Source organism: Micromonospora sp. NPDC049204 (assembly GCF_040647935.1).
Lineage (GTDB): Bacteria > Actinomycetota > Actinomycetes > Mycobacteriales > Micromonosporaceae > Micromonospora.
This window is the reverse complement of sequence record NZ_JBEZDC010000009.1, coordinates 158,900-176,774: the sequence shown is the minus strand read 5'-3', so window position 1 is coordinate 176,774 and position 17,875 is coordinate 158,900. Positions and strand designations below refer to the sequence as shown.

Annotated in this window: 21 protein-coding genes; 4 read left to right on the top strand and 17 right to left on the bottom strand. The window is 69.9% G+C overall.

Features of this window, described 5'->3' with window-relative positions:
* Positions 1–9: 9 nt before the first annotated feature.
* Positions 10–444, bottom strand: a complete 435-nt coding sequence (locus tag AB0A90_RS19185) for a hypothetical protein (protein WP_357249277.1) — start codon at positions 442–444, stop codon at positions 10–12.
* 97 nt (positions 445–541) lie between these two features.
* Between AB0A90_RS19185 and AB0A90_RS19180 the strand changes: the two genes are divergently transcribed.
* Entirely contained in the window at positions 542–994 is a 453-nt protein-coding gene (locus AB0A90_RS19180) for a MarR family winged helix-turn-helix transcriptional regulator (protein WP_357249274.1), read from the top strand.
* 6 nt (positions 995–1,000) lie between these two features.
* Here the strand turns inward: AB0A90_RS19180 and AB0A90_RS19175 are convergent, their stop codons facing one another.
* The 3 genes from AB0A90_RS19175 to AB0A90_RS19165 all read right to left on the bottom strand — a co-directional run bounded on the left by AB0A90_RS19175 (position 1,001) and on the right by AB0A90_RS19165 (position 3,103).
* The gene (locus AB0A90_RS19175) at positions 1,001–1,678 is read right to left on the bottom strand and encodes a hypothetical protein (RefSeq protein WP_357249271.1); all 678 of its coding nucleotides are present in this window, start codon (positions 1,676–1,678) and stop codon (positions 1,001–1,003) included.
* A gap of 84 nt (positions 1,679–1,762) precedes the next feature.
* Positions 1,763–2,224, bottom strand: coding sequence for a peroxiredoxin (locus AB0A90_RS19170; protein WP_357249267.1), 462 nt, complete (start codon positions 2,222–2,224; stop codon positions 1,763–1,765).
* A gap of 45 nt (positions 2,225–2,269) precedes the next feature.
* Positions 2,270–3,103 carry a patatin-like phospholipase family protein gene (locus tag AB0A90_RS19165; protein WP_357249263.1) on the bottom strand — a complete coding sequence of 278 codons (834 nt, stop codon included), beginning with the start codon at positions 3,101–3,103 and terminating at the stop codon, positions 2,270–2,272.
* Positions 3,104–3,191: 88 nt separating this feature from the next.
* On the opposite strand from AB0A90_RS19165, the gene AB0A90_RS19160 reads away from it, so the two are divergent.
* Entirely contained in the window at positions 3,192–3,920 is a 729-nt protein-coding gene (locus tag AB0A90_RS19160) for an SDR family oxidoreductase (protein ID WP_357249259.1), read from the top strand.
* A gap of 89 nt (positions 3,921–4,009) precedes the next feature.
* Here AB0A90_RS19160 and AB0A90_RS19155 read toward each other — a convergent pair whose 3' ends face one another.
* From AB0A90_RS19155 to AB0A90_RS19140, 4 genes are all read right to left on the bottom strand, one after another.
* The gene (locus AB0A90_RS19155) at positions 4,010–4,135 is read right to left on the bottom strand and encodes a hypothetical protein (RefSeq protein ID WP_357249256.1); all 126 of its coding nucleotides are present in this window, start codon (positions 4,133–4,135) and stop codon (positions 4,010–4,012) included.
* The gene (locus AB0A90_RS19150) at positions 4,132–5,544 is read right to left on the bottom strand and encodes an OFA family MFS transporter (protein WP_357249253.1); all 1,413 of its coding nucleotides are present in this window, start codon (positions 5,542–5,544) and stop codon (positions 4,132–4,134) included. Before AB0A90_RS19150 ends, AB0A90_RS19155 begins: the two co-directional genes overlap by 4 nt.
* 147 nt (positions 5,545–5,691) lie before the next feature.
* Positions 5,692–7,071 (bottom strand): glucose-6-phosphate dehydrogenase, encoded by a 1,380-nt coding sequence (gene zwf / locus AB0A90_RS19145; protein ID WP_357249250.1) that lies wholly within the window; start codon positions 7,069–7,071, stop codon positions 5,692–5,694.
* A 326-nt stretch (positions 7,072–7,397) separates the two neighbouring features.
* Positions 7,398–7,877, bottom strand: coding sequence for a hypothetical protein (locus tag AB0A90_RS19140; RefSeq protein ID WP_357249247.1), 480 nt, complete (start codon positions 7,875–7,877; stop codon positions 7,398–7,400).
* Between the two features lie 159 nt (positions 7,878–8,036).
* Between AB0A90_RS19140 and AB0A90_RS19135 the strand changes: the two genes are divergently transcribed.
* Complete coding sequence (locus AB0A90_RS19135) at positions 8,037–8,816, top strand: alpha/beta hydrolase (protein WP_357249244.1); 780 nt, start codon at positions 8,037–8,039, stop codon at positions 8,814–8,816.
* Positions 8,817–8,923: 107 nt separating this feature from the next.
* On the opposite strand, the gene AB0A90_RS19130 is transcribed toward AB0A90_RS19135, so the two are convergent.
* The 7 genes from AB0A90_RS19130 to AB0A90_RS19100 form a co-directional block, all read right to left on the bottom strand.
* Positions 8,924–9,568: a response regulator transcription factor gene (locus AB0A90_RS19130; protein ID WP_357249241.1), complete on the bottom strand. Its 645-nt coding sequence runs from the start codon at positions 9,566–9,568 to the stop codon at positions 8,924–8,926.
* Complete coding sequence (locus tag AB0A90_RS19125) at positions 9,556–10,911, bottom strand: sensor histidine kinase (RefSeq protein ID WP_357249238.1); 1,356 nt, start codon at positions 10,909–10,911, stop codon at positions 9,556–9,558. The genes AB0A90_RS19130 and AB0A90_RS19125 overlap by 13 nt, the downstream gene beginning before the upstream one ends.
* Before the next feature lie 346 nt (positions 10,912–11,257).
* Positions 11,258–12,205 (bottom strand): alpha/beta hydrolase, encoded by a 948-nt coding sequence (locus AB0A90_RS19120; RefSeq protein WP_357249235.1) that lies wholly within the window; start codon positions 12,203–12,205, stop codon positions 11,258–11,260.
* A 118-nt stretch (positions 12,206–12,323) separates the two neighbouring features.
* Entirely contained in the window at positions 12,324–12,476 is a 153-nt protein-coding gene (locus AB0A90_RS19115) for a hypothetical protein (protein ID WP_357249233.1), read from the bottom strand.
* A 234-nt stretch (positions 12,477–12,710) separates the two neighbouring features.
* Positions 12,711–13,679 (bottom strand): hypothetical protein, encoded by a 969-nt coding sequence (locus tag AB0A90_RS19110; protein WP_357249230.1) that lies wholly within the window; start codon positions 13,677–13,679, stop codon positions 12,711–12,713.
* A gap of 95 nt (positions 13,680–13,774) precedes the next feature.
* On the bottom strand, positions 13,775–14,521 hold the full coding sequence (locus AB0A90_RS19105; RefSeq protein ID WP_357249227.1) for a hypothetical protein: 747 nt from the start codon (positions 14,519–14,521) through the stop codon (positions 13,775–13,777).
* The gene (locus AB0A90_RS19100; protein ID WP_357249224.1) at positions 14,518–15,069 is read right to left on the bottom strand and encodes an AAA family ATPase; all 552 of its coding nucleotides are present in this window, start codon (positions 15,067–15,069) and stop codon (positions 14,518–14,520) included. The genes AB0A90_RS19105 and AB0A90_RS19100 overlap by 4 nt, the downstream gene beginning before the upstream one ends.
* A gap of 55 nt (positions 15,070–15,124) precedes the next feature.
* Between AB0A90_RS19100 and AB0A90_RS19095 the strand changes: the two genes are divergently transcribed.
* Entirely contained in the window at positions 15,125–16,126 is a 1,002-nt protein-coding gene (locus AB0A90_RS19095) for a tyrosine-type recombinase/integrase (protein ID WP_357249221.1), read from the top strand.
* A 9-nt stretch (positions 16,127–16,135) separates the two neighbouring features.
* Here AB0A90_RS19095 and AB0A90_RS19090 read toward each other — a convergent pair whose 3' ends face one another.
* Positions 16,136–16,936 (bottom strand): alpha/beta hydrolase, encoded by an 801-nt coding sequence (locus AB0A90_RS19090; RefSeq protein ID WP_357249219.1) that lies wholly within the window; start codon positions 16,934–16,936, stop codon positions 16,136–16,138.
* A 62-nt stretch (positions 16,937–16,998) separates the two neighbouring features.
* Positions 16,999–17,778, bottom strand: coding sequence for an endonuclease/exonuclease/phosphatase family protein (locus AB0A90_RS19085; RefSeq protein WP_357249217.1), 780 nt, complete (start codon positions 17,776–17,778; stop codon positions 16,999–17,001).
* Between the last annotated feature and the right edge of the window lie 97 nt (positions 17,779–17,875).

Below are 17,875 nucleotides of genomic sequence, written 5' to 3'. Positions count from 1 at the left end.
GCCGCCCGGTCAAGCCGGGATCGCCGCCAGTTCGGCGTTCGCGCGTTGGGTGACGAGGGTGAGCACCCCTGCCGCGATGCTGGCCTCGTCGGTGGGGATGTCCGCGTACAGCCGGGCGGTGATTCCCGCTACGGCGTCGGCGACGCGGGCCTGCGTGGCGTGACCGGTGTCGGTGAGCCGCAGGGACGCCTCGTCGAGGTGCGCGAGGTCGGCGTCGGTGAGGCTGGCGATCACCTCGTACACGGCCGGTTCGTCGACCTTGAGGGTGCTGGTGATCCGACGCACGAGCTGCGCCGGCGCGACGGGGCCGGCGGCGAGGACGTTGAGCGCGAGGACCTGGCCGAAGTTGACGCCGAGGGGCGCGACGGCCCGTTCGAGCAGTGCCCGGGTGGCGTAGTGGGCCTGGCCGATGGACTGGCCGTTGAGGGTGGGAGTGGTGGACATGACGCCTCCTGAAATACATTGGCTGGACCAACGTTGGCGAGGCCAACGTAACAGTCGATCGTGGGTCGCGCCAACGATTCCTGTTAGGCTGCCGCCCATGGACGCCACCGCCCCGCAGTCACCCGCCGGGCTGCGCACCACCCCGACCTGGCTGCTCAACCAGACCGCCAGCCACGCCACCCGCCTGCTCACCGACGGCTTCGCCGCACACGACCTGCGCGGCTACCACTACCGGCTGCTCACCGCGCTCGCCGAGGACGGCCCCGCCAGCCAGGCCGACCTCGGCCGCCGCTGCGGCATCGACCGCAGCGACGTCGTCGCCGCCATCAACGACCTGGCCGGTCGGGGACTCGTCGTCCGCGCCCCCGACCCGGCCGACCGCCGCCGCAACGTCATCAGCCTCACCACCACCGGCGCCGACGAGGCCCACCGGCTGGGCGACACCCTCGACCGCGTCCAACGCGACCTGCTCGCCCCGCTGTCCGCCACCGAACGCGACCAGCTGACCCACCTGCTCACCCGGCTGCTGGACCACCACACCCGGCGCTGAACACGCTCAGCGGGCCTCGCGCAACTCCGCCAACCGGGCCTCGATCTCGGCCAGCTCCGCGCGCAGCTTGTCCGCCTGCTGCTCCGCCTCGGCCCGCTCGGTGCCCAGGATCTGCTCCACCGCCTCCTGCACCCCCGGCACGTCGACCAGAGCCACCATCTTCAACGCCTCCGCCGGCTTCACCACGTACGGCTTCGCCAATGCCTTGCTGCCCTGCTGCGCGGCGACGGTCCACTCACCATCGGCGTACGCCAACGTCACGGTGAGACCCGCGGGACCCTTCGGCTTGACGGCCTTGACCGCCCGCCGCGCCGGCGGCTTCTCCGTCTGCTCCACCTTCGGCTCCTCCAGTCGCTGCGCGGGCACCCGCGGCGTGTCCAACACGAACTCCGGCGCCGCCACCGCCGGCGCCTCGGGCTCCGGCTCCGGCTCCACCACCCGACGCGTCACACCCTTGGGCGCCACCGCCAGGTCGGCGGGGGAGAACGGCAACTCGTCCCGACCGAACCGCACCACCACGAACTCGTCGGACACCTCGGGATCGGTCAGCTCGATCACCTGACCGACCTGACCGGCGATCTGACCCGCCGCCGCGGTGAACACCACCCGCGGCTTACGCCCGGCCGCCAACGCCTCCCGGATGCTCTGCACCTCGCTAGTGGACAAACCCTGGCCGGCATCCATCACAACCCTCTTCCGTACACCTGTTTGATTGCTGTCTTGATACCAGCCGGCTGCGACACCCGCCGCACGGGGCTCACACCCCGCTCAGCCGCCCAACGCCCGCAGCGCCCGGTCCGCGTGCTCGTTCATGCTGACCTCGCTGTGGATCACCTCGACGACCCGCCGGTCGACCCCGATCACGAACGTCATCCGCTTCATGCTCAACGGCCCCAACGGCACCCGCCGCTTGACCCCGAACTGCTGCGCCACCGCACCGTCGACGTCCGACAGCAACGGATAGTCGAAGCCGTGCAGCTTCGAGAACTCGGCCTGCTTCGCCACCGGGTCGCGGCTGATGCCCACCCGCGTCGCGCCCAGCGCCGTGAACTCCGCCGCGAGGTCGCGGAAGTGACAGCTCTCCGCCGTGCACCCCCGGGTCATCGCCGCCGGGTAGAAGAACAGCACCACCGGCCCCGCCGCCAGGAACTCCGACAACCGCCGGGGCGTGCCCGTCTCATCCGGCAGCTCGAAATCCCGCACCTCGTCGCCGACACCCACACCCGCCACCGCGCACCTCCATCGTCTGATCGACCGCGCGCAGAGCGTAAGCGATCACACCCAGAGCGCCGCCACCTCGTCGCCCACCACGTCGGCCTGGGCCCGCCCGGCCCGCGCCGCGCCCGCCCGCCGCGCCGGGTCCAGCACATTGCGGCCGATCGCCGCACGCGCCGCCGCGTCCGGCGTCACCACCACCACCCGCGACCCGGCCGCCCGCAACCCGGCCACCTGCGCCGACAGCCGCGGCATCGGCCCGAACGACGCCGACGTCGGCGCGAGCATCAGCACCGCCCTCGCGTCCGCCGCCAGATCCGCGTTCACCGACGAGCGCATCCCACCGTCGACGAACCGGCGCGCGCCGATCGTCACCGGCGGCCACACCCCCGGCACCGCGCAACTCGCGCCCACCGCCTCCACCAGGGACACCCCACTGTCGCGGTCGAACACCACGAACTCCCCGGACGACGCGTCCACCGCCGTGACCAGCAGCCGCCGCGCCGGCCACTCCCGCTGCGGCAGACGGGCCTCGATCACCGCCCGCTGCGACGCCTCCGACGGGGTACGCGCCGCCACCGCCATCGCCCCGATCCGCGCCCGCGAACGCACCGCGTCCCGGCTACGCCCACCGGCCCAGATCAGCCGCGCCAGCACCGACACACCCAGCCGCGCCGCCAGCTCACGCGACGGCGGCGCCAACTGCTCGGCGTAGAACCGCTGCACCGGCAACCCGGAACACACCTGCGCGCCGACGATCGACCCCGCCGACGTACCCACCACCAGATCCGCGTCGGTGACCGGCACACCCCGTTCGGTCAGCCCCGCCAGCAGCCCCAACTCCCAGGCGACCCCGGTCACCCCGCCCCCGCCGAGCACCAACGCCCGCCGCATGTGACGCTCCTCTCGACGACCAACCCGCGCCGGTCACGGTAGCGTCGGCACGACCATCGCGCAGCCGTCACACCCGCCGGGAGGCACCGTGGCACCCGTCACCGTCATCACCGGCGGCGGCCGGGGCATCGGCGCGGCCACCGCCCGCCGCCTCGCCCACACCGGTCACCACATCGCGCTGTGCTACCGCCGCGACGAGACCGCCGCCACCGCCGTCCTGGCCGACCTGCGCGCCGCCGGCGCACAGGCCATCGCGGTACGCGCCGACACCACCGACCCCGAGCAGGTACACCACCTCTTCGACGCGGCCGCCCAACTCGGCCCCCTCACCGGCCTGGTCAACAACGCCGGCGTCACCAGCCCGATCGGACCCTTCACCGACCTCCGCGTCGACGACCTGCGCCGAGTCGTCGACGTCAACCTCGTCGGCTACGTCCTCTGCGCCCAGCAGGCCGCCCGCCGCCTCACCGACGGCGGCGCGATCGTCAACGTCTCCTCCGCCGCCGCGACCCTCGGCAGCCCGGGGGAGTACGTGCACTACGCCGCCGTGAAAGCCGCCACCGACACCCTCACCGTCGGCCTGGCCAAGGAACTCGCCCCAAAAGGCATCCGGGTCAACGCCGTCGCACCCGGCATCGTGCGCACCGACATCCACGCCGACTCCGGCGTACCCGACCGCGCCGACACCGCCGCCGGCCGCGTCCCGCTGGGCCGCGCCGGCGAACCCGACGAGATCGCCGCCGCCATCGCCTGGCTGCTCGGCCCGGACGCCTCGTACACCACCGGCACGGTCCTGCGGGTCTCCGGCGGTCTCTGACCACCCGTGCGCGGGCAGAGACCGCCGGACCACGTTCGTGGTCGGAGACCGCCGCACCACGTTCGTGGTCGGAGACCGCCGGACCGGGTTTACTGCGTGAACAGCTTCGCCGCCGTGATGACGGTCTGCACCACCCCGTAACCGAGCAGCACCGCCACCACCAACCAGGAGATCCACAACCGGGCCTGCTGCCCGGAACGGCTGTCGTCACTCATCGCGTGGCACTCCTCTCCACCGTCGTCTCCTCATCCACGCCACGCTCCGGTGCCGGTTCGTGGTAGCGCTGCGGCACCGGCCGCACCAGCAGGTTCGCCACGAAGCCCACAGCCAGCACACCCACCATCGTGAACAGCGCCGGCCGGTACGCCGCCGCCGTCAACGAACCCGGCTCGCCCTGCGCGTCGAGGAACCCGTTGACGATCAACGGACCCGCGATCCCCGCCGCCGACCACGCGGTCAGCAACCGGCCATGGATCGCCCCGACCTGGAACGTCCCGAACAGGTCCCGCAGGTACGCCGGCACCGTGGCGAACCCGCCCCCGTAGAACGACAGGATCACGCACGCCAACAGCACGAACAACGCCGTCGCGGTCTGCCCGACGAGCGCCAGCAGCGCGTACAGCACCATGCCGACACCCAGGTACACCAGATAGATCGGCTTGCGGCCGATGACGTCCGAGGTCGACGACCACACGAACCGACCCGCCATGTTGAACAGCGACAGCAGCCCCACGAACCCACCGGCCGCCGCCACCGACACCGCCGACGTGCCGTTGTCCCGGAAGAAGTCCTGGATCATCGGACTGGCCTGCTCCAGGATGCCGATGCCCGCGGTCACGTTGCAGAACAACACCACCCACAGCAGCCAGAACGAGCGGGTCTTCACCGCGTTGGCCGCCGACACGTTCGCCGTGGTGACAAGCGGTTTCGCCGCCACGCTCGCGGGATCGAAGCCGGCCGGGCGCCAGCCCTCCGCGGGCACCCGTACGTTCGCCACCCCGAACATCATGATCACGAAGTAGGCCAGGCCGAGCGTCACGAACAACCACACCAGCGCGCCGCCCGACGCCGTCGAGCCCGCGTTCGCCGGGTCGTAGCCGGGGTCGTAGAACGACAGCAGTTGCCGGGACAGGGGAGAGGCGACCATCGCCCCACCACCGAACCCCATGATCGCCAACCCGGTGGCCAGACCCGGCCGATCGGGGAACCACTTGATCAACGTGGAGACGGGGGAGATGTAACCGATACCCAGACCGATACCACCGAGCAACCCGTAACCCAGATACAGCAACCACAACTGCTTCGTGGCGATACCCAGCGAACCCACCAGGAAGCCGGCCGCCCAGAAACAGGCCGAGACGAACATCGCCTTACGCGGCCCGTTCGACTCCACCCAGGTCCCGGCGACCGCGGCGGACAACCCCAACATCACGATCGCGATGCTGAAGATCACCCCGATCGCGGTCTGGCTCGTGTCGAAGTGGGCGATCAGCGAGTTCTTGTAGACGCTTGTGGCATAGACCTGACCGATACAGAGATGAATGGCCAACGCCGCCGGGGGGATGAGCCACCTGCTGTAGCCGGGCGGCGCGACGGTGTGCCGACGATCGAGTGCGGAAAGCATGCGCTGCTTCCTCTCCGACGAGGACGAGAGACGTCCCGCACAACGTGCCCACACCACACGCAGGCGGCAAACCTCACCATCGCCGGACGGTCACCACGCTGAGCTGAGCGGTCAATCAGCACCACTGACCGGAAACCGCACCGCGCCCTACCCCAGATCCGGGGTATGCCACCCACCGACCAACGCGTCGGCGTCCGCCGGACCCCAACTGCCCCTGTCGTACGACTGCACCGCCGCCGGCAGATCCAGGATCGGCTCCACGATGCGCCACTCCTGCTCGATCGTCTCCGCCCGCGCGAAACGCAGGTGCTGCCCGTTCATCGCGTCGTCGAGCAACCGCTCGTACGCCTCCTGACGACGACCGAGCGCCGCACCGAAGTCGACAGACAGATCCACCGGACGACTCGCCACTTCCGCACCCGGGCTCTTCGCCTGGATCGACATCGTGATGCCGTCACCACGACCCAACCGGAACCGCAGCAGGTTCGCGACAGTCACCGTGCCCCGCTCGGCCGGGATCAACGACCGCTGCGGCTGCTTGAACTCGACCACAACCTCCGTCGCCGTCCCCGGCAGGGACTTACCGGTCCGCAGATAGAAGGGCACACCCGCCCAGCGGGGCGAGTCGACAGTCAACCGCGTGGCCACGAACGTCTCCGTGTTCGACTCCGCCGCCACACCCCGCTCGTCCCGATAACCCGCGTACTGCCCCCGCACCGTGGACTCCGGCGACAACGGCGCGATCTGCCGCAGCACCCGCACCTCCGCCTCCCGGAACGCGGCAGCGTCGTCACCGTCGGGCGCCTCCATCGCGATCAACGCGACGACCTGCAGGATGTGGTTCTGCAACACGTCCCGAGTCGCGCCCACCGTGTCATAGAAACCAGCGCGGCCCTGCGTGCCGAAACCCTCAGCCAGAGTGACCTGGATGTTGTCGATGTGCTGGTTGTTCCACAGCGGCTCGAACAACCGGTTCGCGAACCGGAAGGCGTACAACCCCTCGACGGCCTCCTTGCCGAGGTAGTGATCGATGCGGAACACCCGCTCCTGGTCGAAGGCCCCCCGCAGCGTGCGGTCCAGCTCACGCGACGACTCCAGATCACGCCCGAACGGCTTCTCCACGATGACCCGACCCCGATCGGCCAGACCAGCCGCCGCGAGACCCTCGACCACCGAACCGAACACCGCCGGCGGAATCGCCAAATAGAAGACCGGCCGCTCCGCGCCCCGCAGACGCTCGGCCAGCCGCTGGTACGTGGCCGGGTCCGCGTAGTCGCCGGAGATCATCGAAAGGTGGTGCGCCAGCCGGTCGAAGGTCTCGTCGTCCACCTCGTCGCTGGCCTCGGCTACCGACTTGCGGGCCATCGTGACGAGCTGCTCATCATCCCAGGGGGAGCGGGCCACCCCGATCACCGGAACGTCGAGGCGATCACGCCGAGTCAACTCGTACAGCGCCGGAAACAGCTTCTTCGAGACGAGGTCGCCAGTGACACCGAACAGCACTACCGCATCTGAGCGCATGTGCATGGCACTTCCATTCGATCATGTGATCCTGATCTTCCGAACGGAGAACCGCGCGACCCGCTCCCGGAATTCCCCCGCGAACGGCGCACGTGAGGTCGGCGACAGCGACGGCGCTTACCCTGAAGAAGGGTTACAGCCCAGATGACGGTTTGCAGCCCCGATGTGATGCGGGTAACGCCCCGCCGGACCTGATCGAATGACGCCGACCACCCCGACCTCACCGGAACGGGGGAGCCAGGCACCCGCACCACAGGTGCCGCGACATCGAGCCGTACCCCGTCTCGCGCTGTTCGTGGGCGCCGACCGACACGGCCCGGCGCCCACGACGGTCAGCGACCGCAGACCGTGTCCAACGCCGTCAACAACGGGTCGAGATCCGGCGCCTCGACCTGGGTGGCCTTCGGGCCGGCGAGGTGCTTCTCAACCCCGGTGGCCAGGGTCTCCAACGCGGCGCGCACCTGCGGGTCGGCAGCGGTCGGCGCCGCCTTCCGCAGATCCGCCAGAAGCGCCGTGTAGTGACCACGGACCTTCGCGCCCGCCTCCTTGGCACTGACCGGCTTGTCGATGGCGGCGATCGCATCGTCGGCCATCGCCACGTAGTGCTTCTTGACCACCGCGAGAGTGCTGGCGCAGACCTGCTTGCTGTTCGCCGCCACGTCGACGGTCGGGCTGGGCGCTGCGCTCACCGAAGTCGCTGCGCTCGCCGACGGACTGGCGCCCGCCGCGCTCTCCTTCGTGGCAGGCTGGCAACCCACCACGAGACCAGCGGTCGCGACCAGGCCCAGCACGACACGGACAGACGTACTCATCAAGGTGTTCCCCCGTGGTGACACACGATTCCGCCGGTCACGTGTGCACACGCGCCGGCCCAGAGCGCATCACTGTAGAGACCGCACCACGCCCGCGCACGCCCGTTTGTAGGCTGGTGCCGCGTCTCCTGCCCACCACCACACGCGAGGACTGCCGCCATGAACCTGGCGTACAAACGATCACCGGGCACCGGCCCGGACGTGGTGTGCCTGCCCATGTTCAGCATGAGCCGCGCCGCCACGGCCACCGCCTTCGGCCCCGCCTTCGCCGGCGCCGACCTGCGGGAGACCTACCTGGACCTGCCCGGCCACGGAGACACCCCCGCGACCTGCGCACCCACGTCCCAGGCGGTACTGGACAGCGTGTGCGCCTGGCTCGACGACCACGTCGACGCACCGGTCCTGCTGGCCGGCGCCTCCTACGGCGCGTACCTGGCCGCCGGCATCGCCCGTCAACGACCCGAACTCGTCCGCGGCCTGCTCCTCGTCTGTCCCGGTGTCACCATCGCCCGCGACACGCGGACCCTGCCCGACGAGCCACCGCTCGACGCACCCACCGGCTGGCTCGACGACGCACCCGCCGCCCTGCGCGCGCACCTCGACGCGGCCCTGGGCCAGCGCACCCCAGCCGTCGCCGCGACGGTGCTCGCGGCAATGGAATCCGGCGGCCCCGGCGACGCGACGTTCCTACAGAAGCTGCAGTCCGGTCCCGACTACGCGCTGCCCGACGAGACCGCGGAGGTCATCTTCGACGGCCCGGTCACCGTGCTCACCGGCCGCCAGGACCGCGTCGTCGGCTACGCCGACCAGTTCCGCGCGATGCACCGCTACCCACGGGGCACCTTCACCGTGGTCGACGCCGCCGGACACTACCTGCCGTACGAGCAGGCCTCGGTGCTGCGATCGCACACCCAGGAGTGGCTGCGCCGCGCCCCGTAGCACCTCGCCAGACTGACGACGTGCCGCCACGGCTTGCACATCGCCCACCGGCCCTTGTTGCTCGGCAGTCCCTCGGTCGCACCCATGGTGGGGCAGAGGTCAAGGACTCAGCCTTCCAGGTAGGCGAGTACCGCCAGGATGCGGCGGTTGTCGTCCTCGGAGGGCTTGAGACCGAGCTTGGTGAAGATGTTGTTGCTGTGGTTGCTGACGGTTTTCTCGGTGACGAACATCCGGGCGGCGATCGCAGCGTTCGAGCGGCCCTGCGCCATCAGCGTGAGGACCTCATGCTCGCGTGGGCTCAGCTCCAGAAGCTTAGGGTCGGAGGAGCGGTGGGTGAGGAGCGCACTCACCACGTCGGGGTCCATAACGGTGCTGCCGGTAGCGACCTGCCGGACACTGGCGACGAATTGGTCGACGTCCGTAACCCGGTCCTTCAACAGGTAGCCCACCGCGCCCGCGCGATCCGACATCAGCTCCCTGGCGTAGACCTGCTCGACATACTGCGAGAGCACCATGATGGGCAGCCCTGGAATCTGGCGGCGGGCCTCGATCGCGGAACGCAGCCCCTCGTCGGTGAAGGTCGGCGGCAACCGCACGTCGACGATGGCGACGTCGGGGCGGTGCGTCGTCAGCGACCGGATCAGCGCGGGGCCGTTGTCAACGGCTTCCACGACCTCGAATGCATTGGCCCGCAGGATCCTGATCAGGCCCTCGCGGAGCAGGGCGAGGTCCTCGGCTATCACAATACGCACGGCAGCGACATCCTCACCTCGGTAGGTCCGCCCGGCGGGCTGTCAACGGTCAGCGTGCCGTCGAAGGCCGCCAGGCGACGGACGATGCCACGCAGGCCCGTGCCGGAATCGATCGAAGCACCCCCACGGCCGTCGTCGGACACCAGCATCGTCAGTTCCCCGCCAGCGCCGCCCCGGTCGGGTGCGAACTCCACGGTGATCCGGATCCGCCGGGCCTGGGCGTGCTTGATGGCGTTCGACAAGGCCTCGGCGACGGCGAAGTAGGCCGCGGACTCGATCGGGGCCGGCAGCCGTCCGGGTAGGCGGGTCACCACCGTGGTCGGAATCGGATTGACCAGGGCCAAGGCCTTGAGGGCGCCGTCCAGGCCACGGTCGGCCAGTACCGGCGGATGGATGCCTCGTACCAACTCGCGCAGCTCGGTGAGGGCGCTGGAGGTCGACTCTCGGGCCTCGGCCAGCAACTGCTGGACGGCCTTCGGATCGTTGGGCAATAACTGTTCGGCCAAGCCCAGGCTCATACCCAGCGACACCAGCCGGGCCTGCGCGCCGTCGTGCAGGTCGCGTTCGATTCGGCGCAGCTCACCGGCCTGGGTGTCGACGGTCTCAGCGCGCGAGGTCGCCAACTGTTGGACGCGGACCCGCAGGCGCGCCTGTTCGGTGGGGCCGAGCAGAGCGCGGATCACCCGAGCGTTGAGGTTCGCGAGGCGCACCGCGGTGACGTACCAGAGCAGAAGGAAAACCAGACCGAGCGGTACCAGCCCGAACGACTGCGCGACGCTGCGCAGCCGGAAGCCCTCGCCCAACGGAGTGCGGAACACCTGAGAAGGCGTCAGCTGATAGATGAGCGGATAGGCCAGGTACACGACCCCGCAGACGAAGAACAGCAGCGACAGTCCGCAACTCAACCAAATGGTGATCGAGTTGACCACCAACCAGATCCAGTCCCGCCACGTCGCCGGGTCGCGCAGGATCGTCCAGAGCCGCACCGGCCACCCAGCGTCCGGCGTCGGCTGATAGGGCCGGGCGGGCACCGGTTCGCCGAGCCGGTCGGCGGCCCACTGGCGATGCAGGTCGGCAAACCAGCGCACCAGTACGGTCGCGAGCAGGGTCAGTGGGATTCCGACGCCAAGCGCGACGATCGATATCGAGGTGATCCAGAGTGTGGCCAGCACGGCACCTAGGACCGCGCCCAACAGCAACACCAACGACCAACCCAGCAGGCTCATCCGCTGGGCCAGCGCGGAGCGCGGAACCGGACCGCTGCGAGGGACGCGACCCGACCCGGAGCCCTCCCGCGAGGGCGAGGAGTCGCCGGACAGGGCGGTTCCGCTGTTATCGGTCATCTCACTCCCTCATCGCGCATCGTGCCGAACCGCCGGCTGGTGATTCATGTTGGCCGGCGATCCGCACATCCCCACGGTCGGTGTCCCCCCACGTCGCGTGGGATCCAGCGACCATGGTGTCCGTCCGTGGTCCACGGAGGCTCGCAGCACCGATCGACGGCGCGATCGATCGACATCCGCACACACGCTACCCATCGTGTACGCAGTTCCGGCCCGCTCCCCGAATCTCGACCACCACCCGACCGTCATCGGGATCCGGGCCGTGTGGCCTGTCGCGCTCGCCTACGGCGCTGCCCCGCTCATCGGCAGAGGCTCGCAGTCCTGACAGCCGTCGACCCGATGGCCTCTACTTGACGGTGGCGGTCATCTGTTCGATTTCCTTGAGCACCAGGGCGGGCTTGTCCTGGGGAACGTCGTGCGAGCTTCCCTCGGCGATGACGAGTGTGCGGTGGGGCCCCGCCTTGGTGAACGCCGCTGCCGCGTCGCGCCAGGCCCGAACATCCTGCGGAGATCCGTCGAAGGGCGTCTTGTCCGACACGATATAGATGACGGGAACTCCGTCGGGCCAGGAGACCTTGTGGTACGCCTGGTGCGTGGGACCGAAGTTGTCGGCCGTGGCGATGAGCTGGCGGTTCGCCTTCGTCGACGGCGCCTTCTTGAGCTCTTCGATCTGCGGCGTGGTTAGCGCGACGAGGCGTTGGGTCTGGGTGTCGGTGAAGAATTGCGGCACGTTGGCATCGATGAGCACCGCCCCGGACACAACGCCGGGGTTCGCGAGGACGAAGTAGTGGGCCACCTCTCCTGCCTGCGAGTGGCCCGCGAGGACCACGTTCTGGGTGACGCCGAGTTCACGCAGACCGGCCTGCAGGTCGGAGGCGGCGGCCTTGGGGTCCCATGGGCCCTTCACCTCCTCGCTGGCGCCCAGACCGGCCCGGTCGTAGGTGATGATCTGCGATCCGGTGGCCTGCGACAGCTGCGGCACCAGGGCATCCCAGTACGAGGAGTCCTCGCCACCGCCGGCGTCCAGCACGATGGTGGGAGAACCTCCGGGCGTGACGTGGAAAGCAAGCTGATGCCCGTTGTTGGCGATCATGTGCAAGCCCGCTGCGGGGGCCGCACCTGCCGGGCCGGCCGCGCTTGTCGGGGTCGAGGGAACCGTGGCTACCGAACTGGCCGTGGGCGCGGCGTTCGGCGCCGCCGAGTCACCACACCCGGCGACTGCCGCTATCACGGCGACGGGAACGACGAGGGCCAGGGCAGCCCGATGGAACCGGGAAATCTTCTGCGTGGTCATGGAGATGAGCTTTCACGGTTCCTGGACCTTGCTCGATCCTGCTACCTCCCAGTCGGGTTGGGAGTTACCCCCACCCTCGCCCAGGGGCACATAAGCGGTTGGCCGCCAGGTAGCCGCCCTAGATGTCCCGGCCGGGGGCCACGATGAGCGGCTGCCGCTCCCGCCGCACCTTGGGGGAGCGCAGCACATCCGCGACGGCGACGATCTCTCGGTCGCTGTTCCGGATCTCCACCCCGATAGCCGTGGATCGGGCGAGCAGCCGACGGCGCACGCGATGTTCTCGCAAAGCTTGGTGACGGCCCCGATCGTGAACTTCGGGCCGAGGACCACCACTTAGCGGGTGAAGGTCGGGACGCGCTGGAAGCCCGCTCGGCGCGAGGATTCGGCCTCGCTGCGGTCACACATCCAGGAGTGGCTGCGCCAGCAGTCCATTCGATAATGCACATTATGTAAAGTGAACCAGGTTGAGGGTCCCCTGGGGTGCTCGGCTAGCCACCTCCGGGCATCAGGAGGCCAACAGGTCGAAGTGCATGCCCGCGAGGAAGAGGAAGAGTGCCGCCCAACGGAACACGTGACCCGGCCGGGCAATGCCGATCACCCAGGCGAAGAGGCGCAAGATCCGGGCGCAGCCGGAGCGCCAAGCCGCCAGCAAGGACCCGCTGAGACGCCAATCGTCCATCGGCGACACGCCGAGGGGAACGCTCACGAGCAAGACGACGAGCATGACGGGTACGGATATCCATCCACTGAGCGTCGTGGAGAGCAGGGCCGTGACCACGGCTGCGTTGACAGCTATCGCTGCCACCAACCCGATCAGTCCGACGGTGGTGCTGCGCGCCTGAAACTGGTGGGCAACCTCGCCCGACCATCCCCGCTCACCTGGACCGAGCTGCTCGCCAAGGAAGCTGTCGATGCGATCGCGGACGTGCCACTGGAGGTTCGCGCCGCGCCAACCTTCCTCGGCAGCCTCGGCATGCACCCTGCTCAGAAGGTCGGCCACGTCGACGTCGCCGACCAGGTTTGCCGTCTCCTCGGAAACGGTGAGGCTAGGCGTGGCTCGTAGCGACGAGGTGTCCAGAGTCTTGCCCCCTCGAGCCGCCAGGTATTTCTGGTCCACGACGCACCTGGCGAGCTCTTCACGAACGCCGAACACCTTGGCACGGTGCCTTTCTATTGGCGCCCGGCGATTGAGATCGCGCCCTCTGCGGTCGAGTTGGGCCGCAGATCGCCCCAGCCGCTTCAGATCGATCAGGTCGAGTATCACGACGAGTCCAGCCACAAGCTGGATGCCCTTGCCCACACGACTCCAGCACAGCATCGGCCACCACCACAGGCGCATGTCCATGGTGGACTCGCCCGACCACCAGGCCGCCCATACCGCGCCGAGACTCGTGGTGATCAGCGACACGACGTAGGTCAGGACGAGGAGGAGAAATCCGGCCCACACCAGCTTCCGGCGAGAGGTAGCGGCCACCCGGTCATGGTAGCGAGATGCCGCACCACGACTGGCGCCTCAAGGCACCGCCACGAGGTGGAACCGAGTCCGCTGCGCCGGCTGTGGTGCCGTCTCTAGTCGCGGGTCAGGCCCGGCGGGCAGGCGTCCTCGTCGGGTCGGACGAGGCGCGCGTTGACCAGCGGACTGCGGCGCAGGGCCGCGAGCACGGGCGCGCTACCGCCGACGTCGGTCCAGGTGTCGTCCCAGAGGGCGGAGACGAGCCAGGACCGATCCGCCGGGAAGAAGAGGTCGGGCAGCGCTCCGGCGCCGCGCAGGTGACCGGTCCGCCAGGTGAGCGCCTGCTCGGGTCCGGCTTCGACAAGCACGTAGGACCAGCCTCCATAGAGGGAGACCTTCGCCGCGTACGGGAAGACGACGTCGTGGGCGCCGGTGTCGAGGTAGCCCAGCCACCAAGGCTGGTCCGGGGTGGCCGCGGCCAGTTCACGGACCACGGCGTGTTCGTGGGTCTGGAGGCTGACGCCGCCGTGCGGATGGAACGTGGCGTACGCGGCGAAGACCGGCGGGATCGCCGCGGTCACCGAGAGCCCTGGTGTGGTGTGGCCGGCGATCCAGCCGACGTCGCTGGCCGTGCCGATCCGCCAGGTCCGCCCGTCGCTGGTGCGTACGGACTCCACGCTTGTCGCCGGGCCGCGATCGTCGTGACCGTCGGAGACGGCGCCTGGCACCGCTGCTGGATCCCCGTCGGCCCGCCACTGGTGCCGCTGCGGGCAGGCCCGCCCGGTGTGGTCGTCGCGCTCGGTGTAGGTGATCGGCAGGCGGGGCTGACCGCAGGTGGGGCAGTTCGCGCCTGGCGACGTCACGTCGGCCACGATACGTGCCTCTCGATCACCGCGACCCGCTTCCACAGCGGTCCGGCCGGGACGTCCACCAGATGGTGTCCGTACTCTTCGTACACCTGTCTGTGCACGCGCGCGAAGGTCAGCGATTCGGCGTAGCTGATCTGGCGTGCGGGTGTGTGTCGGATGAAGCCCAGCGGGCTGATCATGAACACCAGCCGCTGGTAGGTCCGCAGCCGCGTGATCCGGTCGAGTTCGGTTCGCAGCGCGGGGCCTGCCGGTCTGCGCTGGTAGCGGGCCAGCGCCAGGGTGCACAGTGGTGACCGGTCGTGCAGTTGCACCGGCCCATGCCTGTCGACGTCGGCCTGGCGGCGGTGCTGGAGGGCGGCGACCGCGTCGAGGAATCCGGGCTCGTTCCACGGCTCGGCGTGGCCCTGCGCCTGGCGCTCGGCGATGACGTCGGTGGCCGCCTCCCGCACGGTGACGTGCCCCCGGTGGCGCAGTGCTTCCAGCAGGGTTTTCTTGCCGGCGCCGGGTGCTCCGGTCAGGACGTAGCGCCTGGGTTCGGGCATCGCTCCCCCTCCTCCCCTCTTCCCGGTAACACGAAAATGCTGCATAATATCCCTTATGCATGACAAAAAGGACGAATCGCTCGGGGTGCTGATCGAGGAGTTCCTGACCGCCCGAGCCACCCGCAAGCCCTCCCCCCACACCCTGGCGGCGTACCGGCGGGACCTGCACACGGTGGGCGAGCTGATCGCTGAGGACGCCGCCACTCCCCTCCCCCTGGACGACCTGTCGATCACCGACCTCTCCCCCCGGGTGATGCGGGCGGCCTTCGCGCGGTTCGCCGCTCCCCGGGCGGCCGCGTCGGTGCACCGCGCCTGGTCCACCTGGAACAGTTTCTTCACGTTCCTGGTGGCCGAGGGGCTGCTGGCGGGCAACCCGATGCCGGCGGTCGGACGACCTCGGGCGCTACTCCCCCAGCCCAAGCCGCTGCGGGGCACGGACACCCCCGAGGTGCTGCTCGCGTCGGTCGCCCGCGACGACGGTCGGCAGCGCGACCCGTGGCCGGAGCGCGACGTGGCGGTGCTGGCGGTGGCGTTGTGCGCCGGGCTGCGCCTGTCGGAGTTGCTGGCGCTGCGGGTCGGGTCGCTGGCGGGTCGGCCGGGCGAGCGGCGTATCGAGGTGGCGGGCAAGGGCGGGCGACCGCGGGTGGTGCCGATCGAGGCCGATCTGGACCGGGTGGTGGCCGACTATCTGGACAGTCGGAGGCGGCGTTTCGGGGGGCGGTCGGTGCGCCCCGACTCGGCGTTGCTGGTGGATCGTCACGGTGAGCCGCTGCGTCGTGGTGGGCTGCAGTATCTGGTGGAGTCGTGTTATCGGCGGGCGGGTATCGGGGACCGGGTGCCGCGGGGGGCGCGGTTGCACGCGTTGCGGCACACGTTCGCGACCCGGCTGGCCGAGGACGGGGCGAGCGCCGCGGAGATCATGCGGTTGTTGGGGCACGCGTCGTTGGCGTCGTCGCAGACGTACATCGAGGTGACGGCCGGGCAGCAGCGCGACGCGGTGCGGGCCAACCGCACCAACCGGGTGTTGGCGTCGTTGGTGGCGGTGGACCGGGGTTGAGCGCGCCGGTCAGCGGGCGTGTCGTAGCGCCCAGTCGAGGGCGTGGTCGGCGATCTGCTCCCAGCCGTGCTGGGCGGGCAGCAGGTGGGCGTATCCCTCGAAGAGTTCGACCTCGGTGATGGTGTCGCCCTGGTAGTGCGCGGCGTTGGCGTGTTGCACGCTGGGCGGCATGATGTGGTCTTCGGAGCCGGAGATGAACAGCAGCGGGGCGCGCCGCTGGTTGTGGTAGTCGACGGCGATGTCCTGCGGGCCGGGCAGCAGGTTGGCCAGGACGCCGTCCCAGAGGATGCCGCCGGCGGCGGGGATGGCGTAGCGCTCGTAGAGGGCGCGGGCGGTGCGCTCGTCGAAGGTGTTGGTGAACGCGTAGTTCCACTGGTCGAAGGTGAAGCCGACGGCCCGGTGCCGGTTGGCGGGGTTGCGGAGCACCGGGAAGGTGGAGCGCAGCTGCGAGAAGGGGGTCACCGTGACGCCTTCGGTGGGTGCGGAGTTGAGCACGACCGCCGAGGCGCCGTAGCCGCGGTCGAGGAGCACCTGGGTGAACGCTCCGCCGGCGGAGTGGCCGATGATGATCGGTGGCGTGGGCAGTGCGTCGAGCACCGCGCACAGGTGGGCGATGATCTGCGGCGCGGTGAGTGTCTCCAGGGGGCTCGGGTCGGCGTTGATCGCCTCGACCTCGGCTTCCAACCCGGGGTAGGTGGGGGTGAGGACCCGTAGGCCCTTGTCCTGGTAGTGGGTGACCCAGTGTTCCCAGCTGCGGGGGGTGACCCAGAAACCGTGGATGAGCACGATGGTGTCGGGTGTGTCGCTCATGGTCAGCTCCGTGGCGGCGGTGGTTTCCAACCTACGCACTGTCGGGCGGGTGGCCGGCGGGTTCAGCCGAGGTCGATGAGCAGGGGTCGGTGGTCGGAGATGGTGGACGCCGGTGTGGTGACGGCGCGTACCGGTGGGAGTTGGTCGAGGGCGTGCCGGTCGGCGAGGACGTGGTCGAGTTGGACGCGGGGCTGCCCGGCGGGGTAGGTGGGGCGGCGGCCCAGGGGGTGCCAGCCGGAGATGAGCCGGGCCGCGCCGGCGGGCAGGTTGAGGTCGCCGAGCAGGACGCGGGGGCCGGGTAGTGCGCGCAGGGCGCGCACGGTCTGGCGCAGTTGGCGGGCGTTCCAGCCGGGCACGAAGGACAGGTGGGTCGCGGCGACGGTGAGGGGGCCGTGGGGGGTGTCCAGGACGGCGGCGAGCACGACGCGGGGTTCGTCGTGGAGGAGGATGAGGCCGCCGCCGGGGCCGGGCACGTAGATCGGGGAGCGTACGGGGGCTGGTGTGAGGCGGGTGATGTGCCAGCTGCGGACGGGGTGGCGGCTGATCAGGCCGATGCCGTAGCAAGGTTCGCCGTGTCCGTCGTCCTCGTGGCGCAGGGGGCGGAAGTGTTCGCCGGGGGTGCCGACGACGGCGGCGGCGAAGCGGTGGTGGGGTGCGTCGAGGGCGTGGGCGGCGATGGTGGTGAGGTCGAGTTTGCCGCTGCGGTGTTGGTCGCGGTCGACCTCCTGCAGGGCGAGCACGTCGGCGTCGAGGGCGCCGATGGCGGCGGTGAGGCGGTCGGAGTTGACGAGCCCGTCGGTCAGGGATCGTCCGTGCAGCAGGTTGAAGGTGGCCAGGCGCACTTCTGCACCATACGTGGCCGTGGCATGGTGGCCGGGTGCTGAAGCTGTTGGTGTGTTCTGTGCTGGTGTTCGTGGCGGTTGGCGCGTTGGGGGTGTG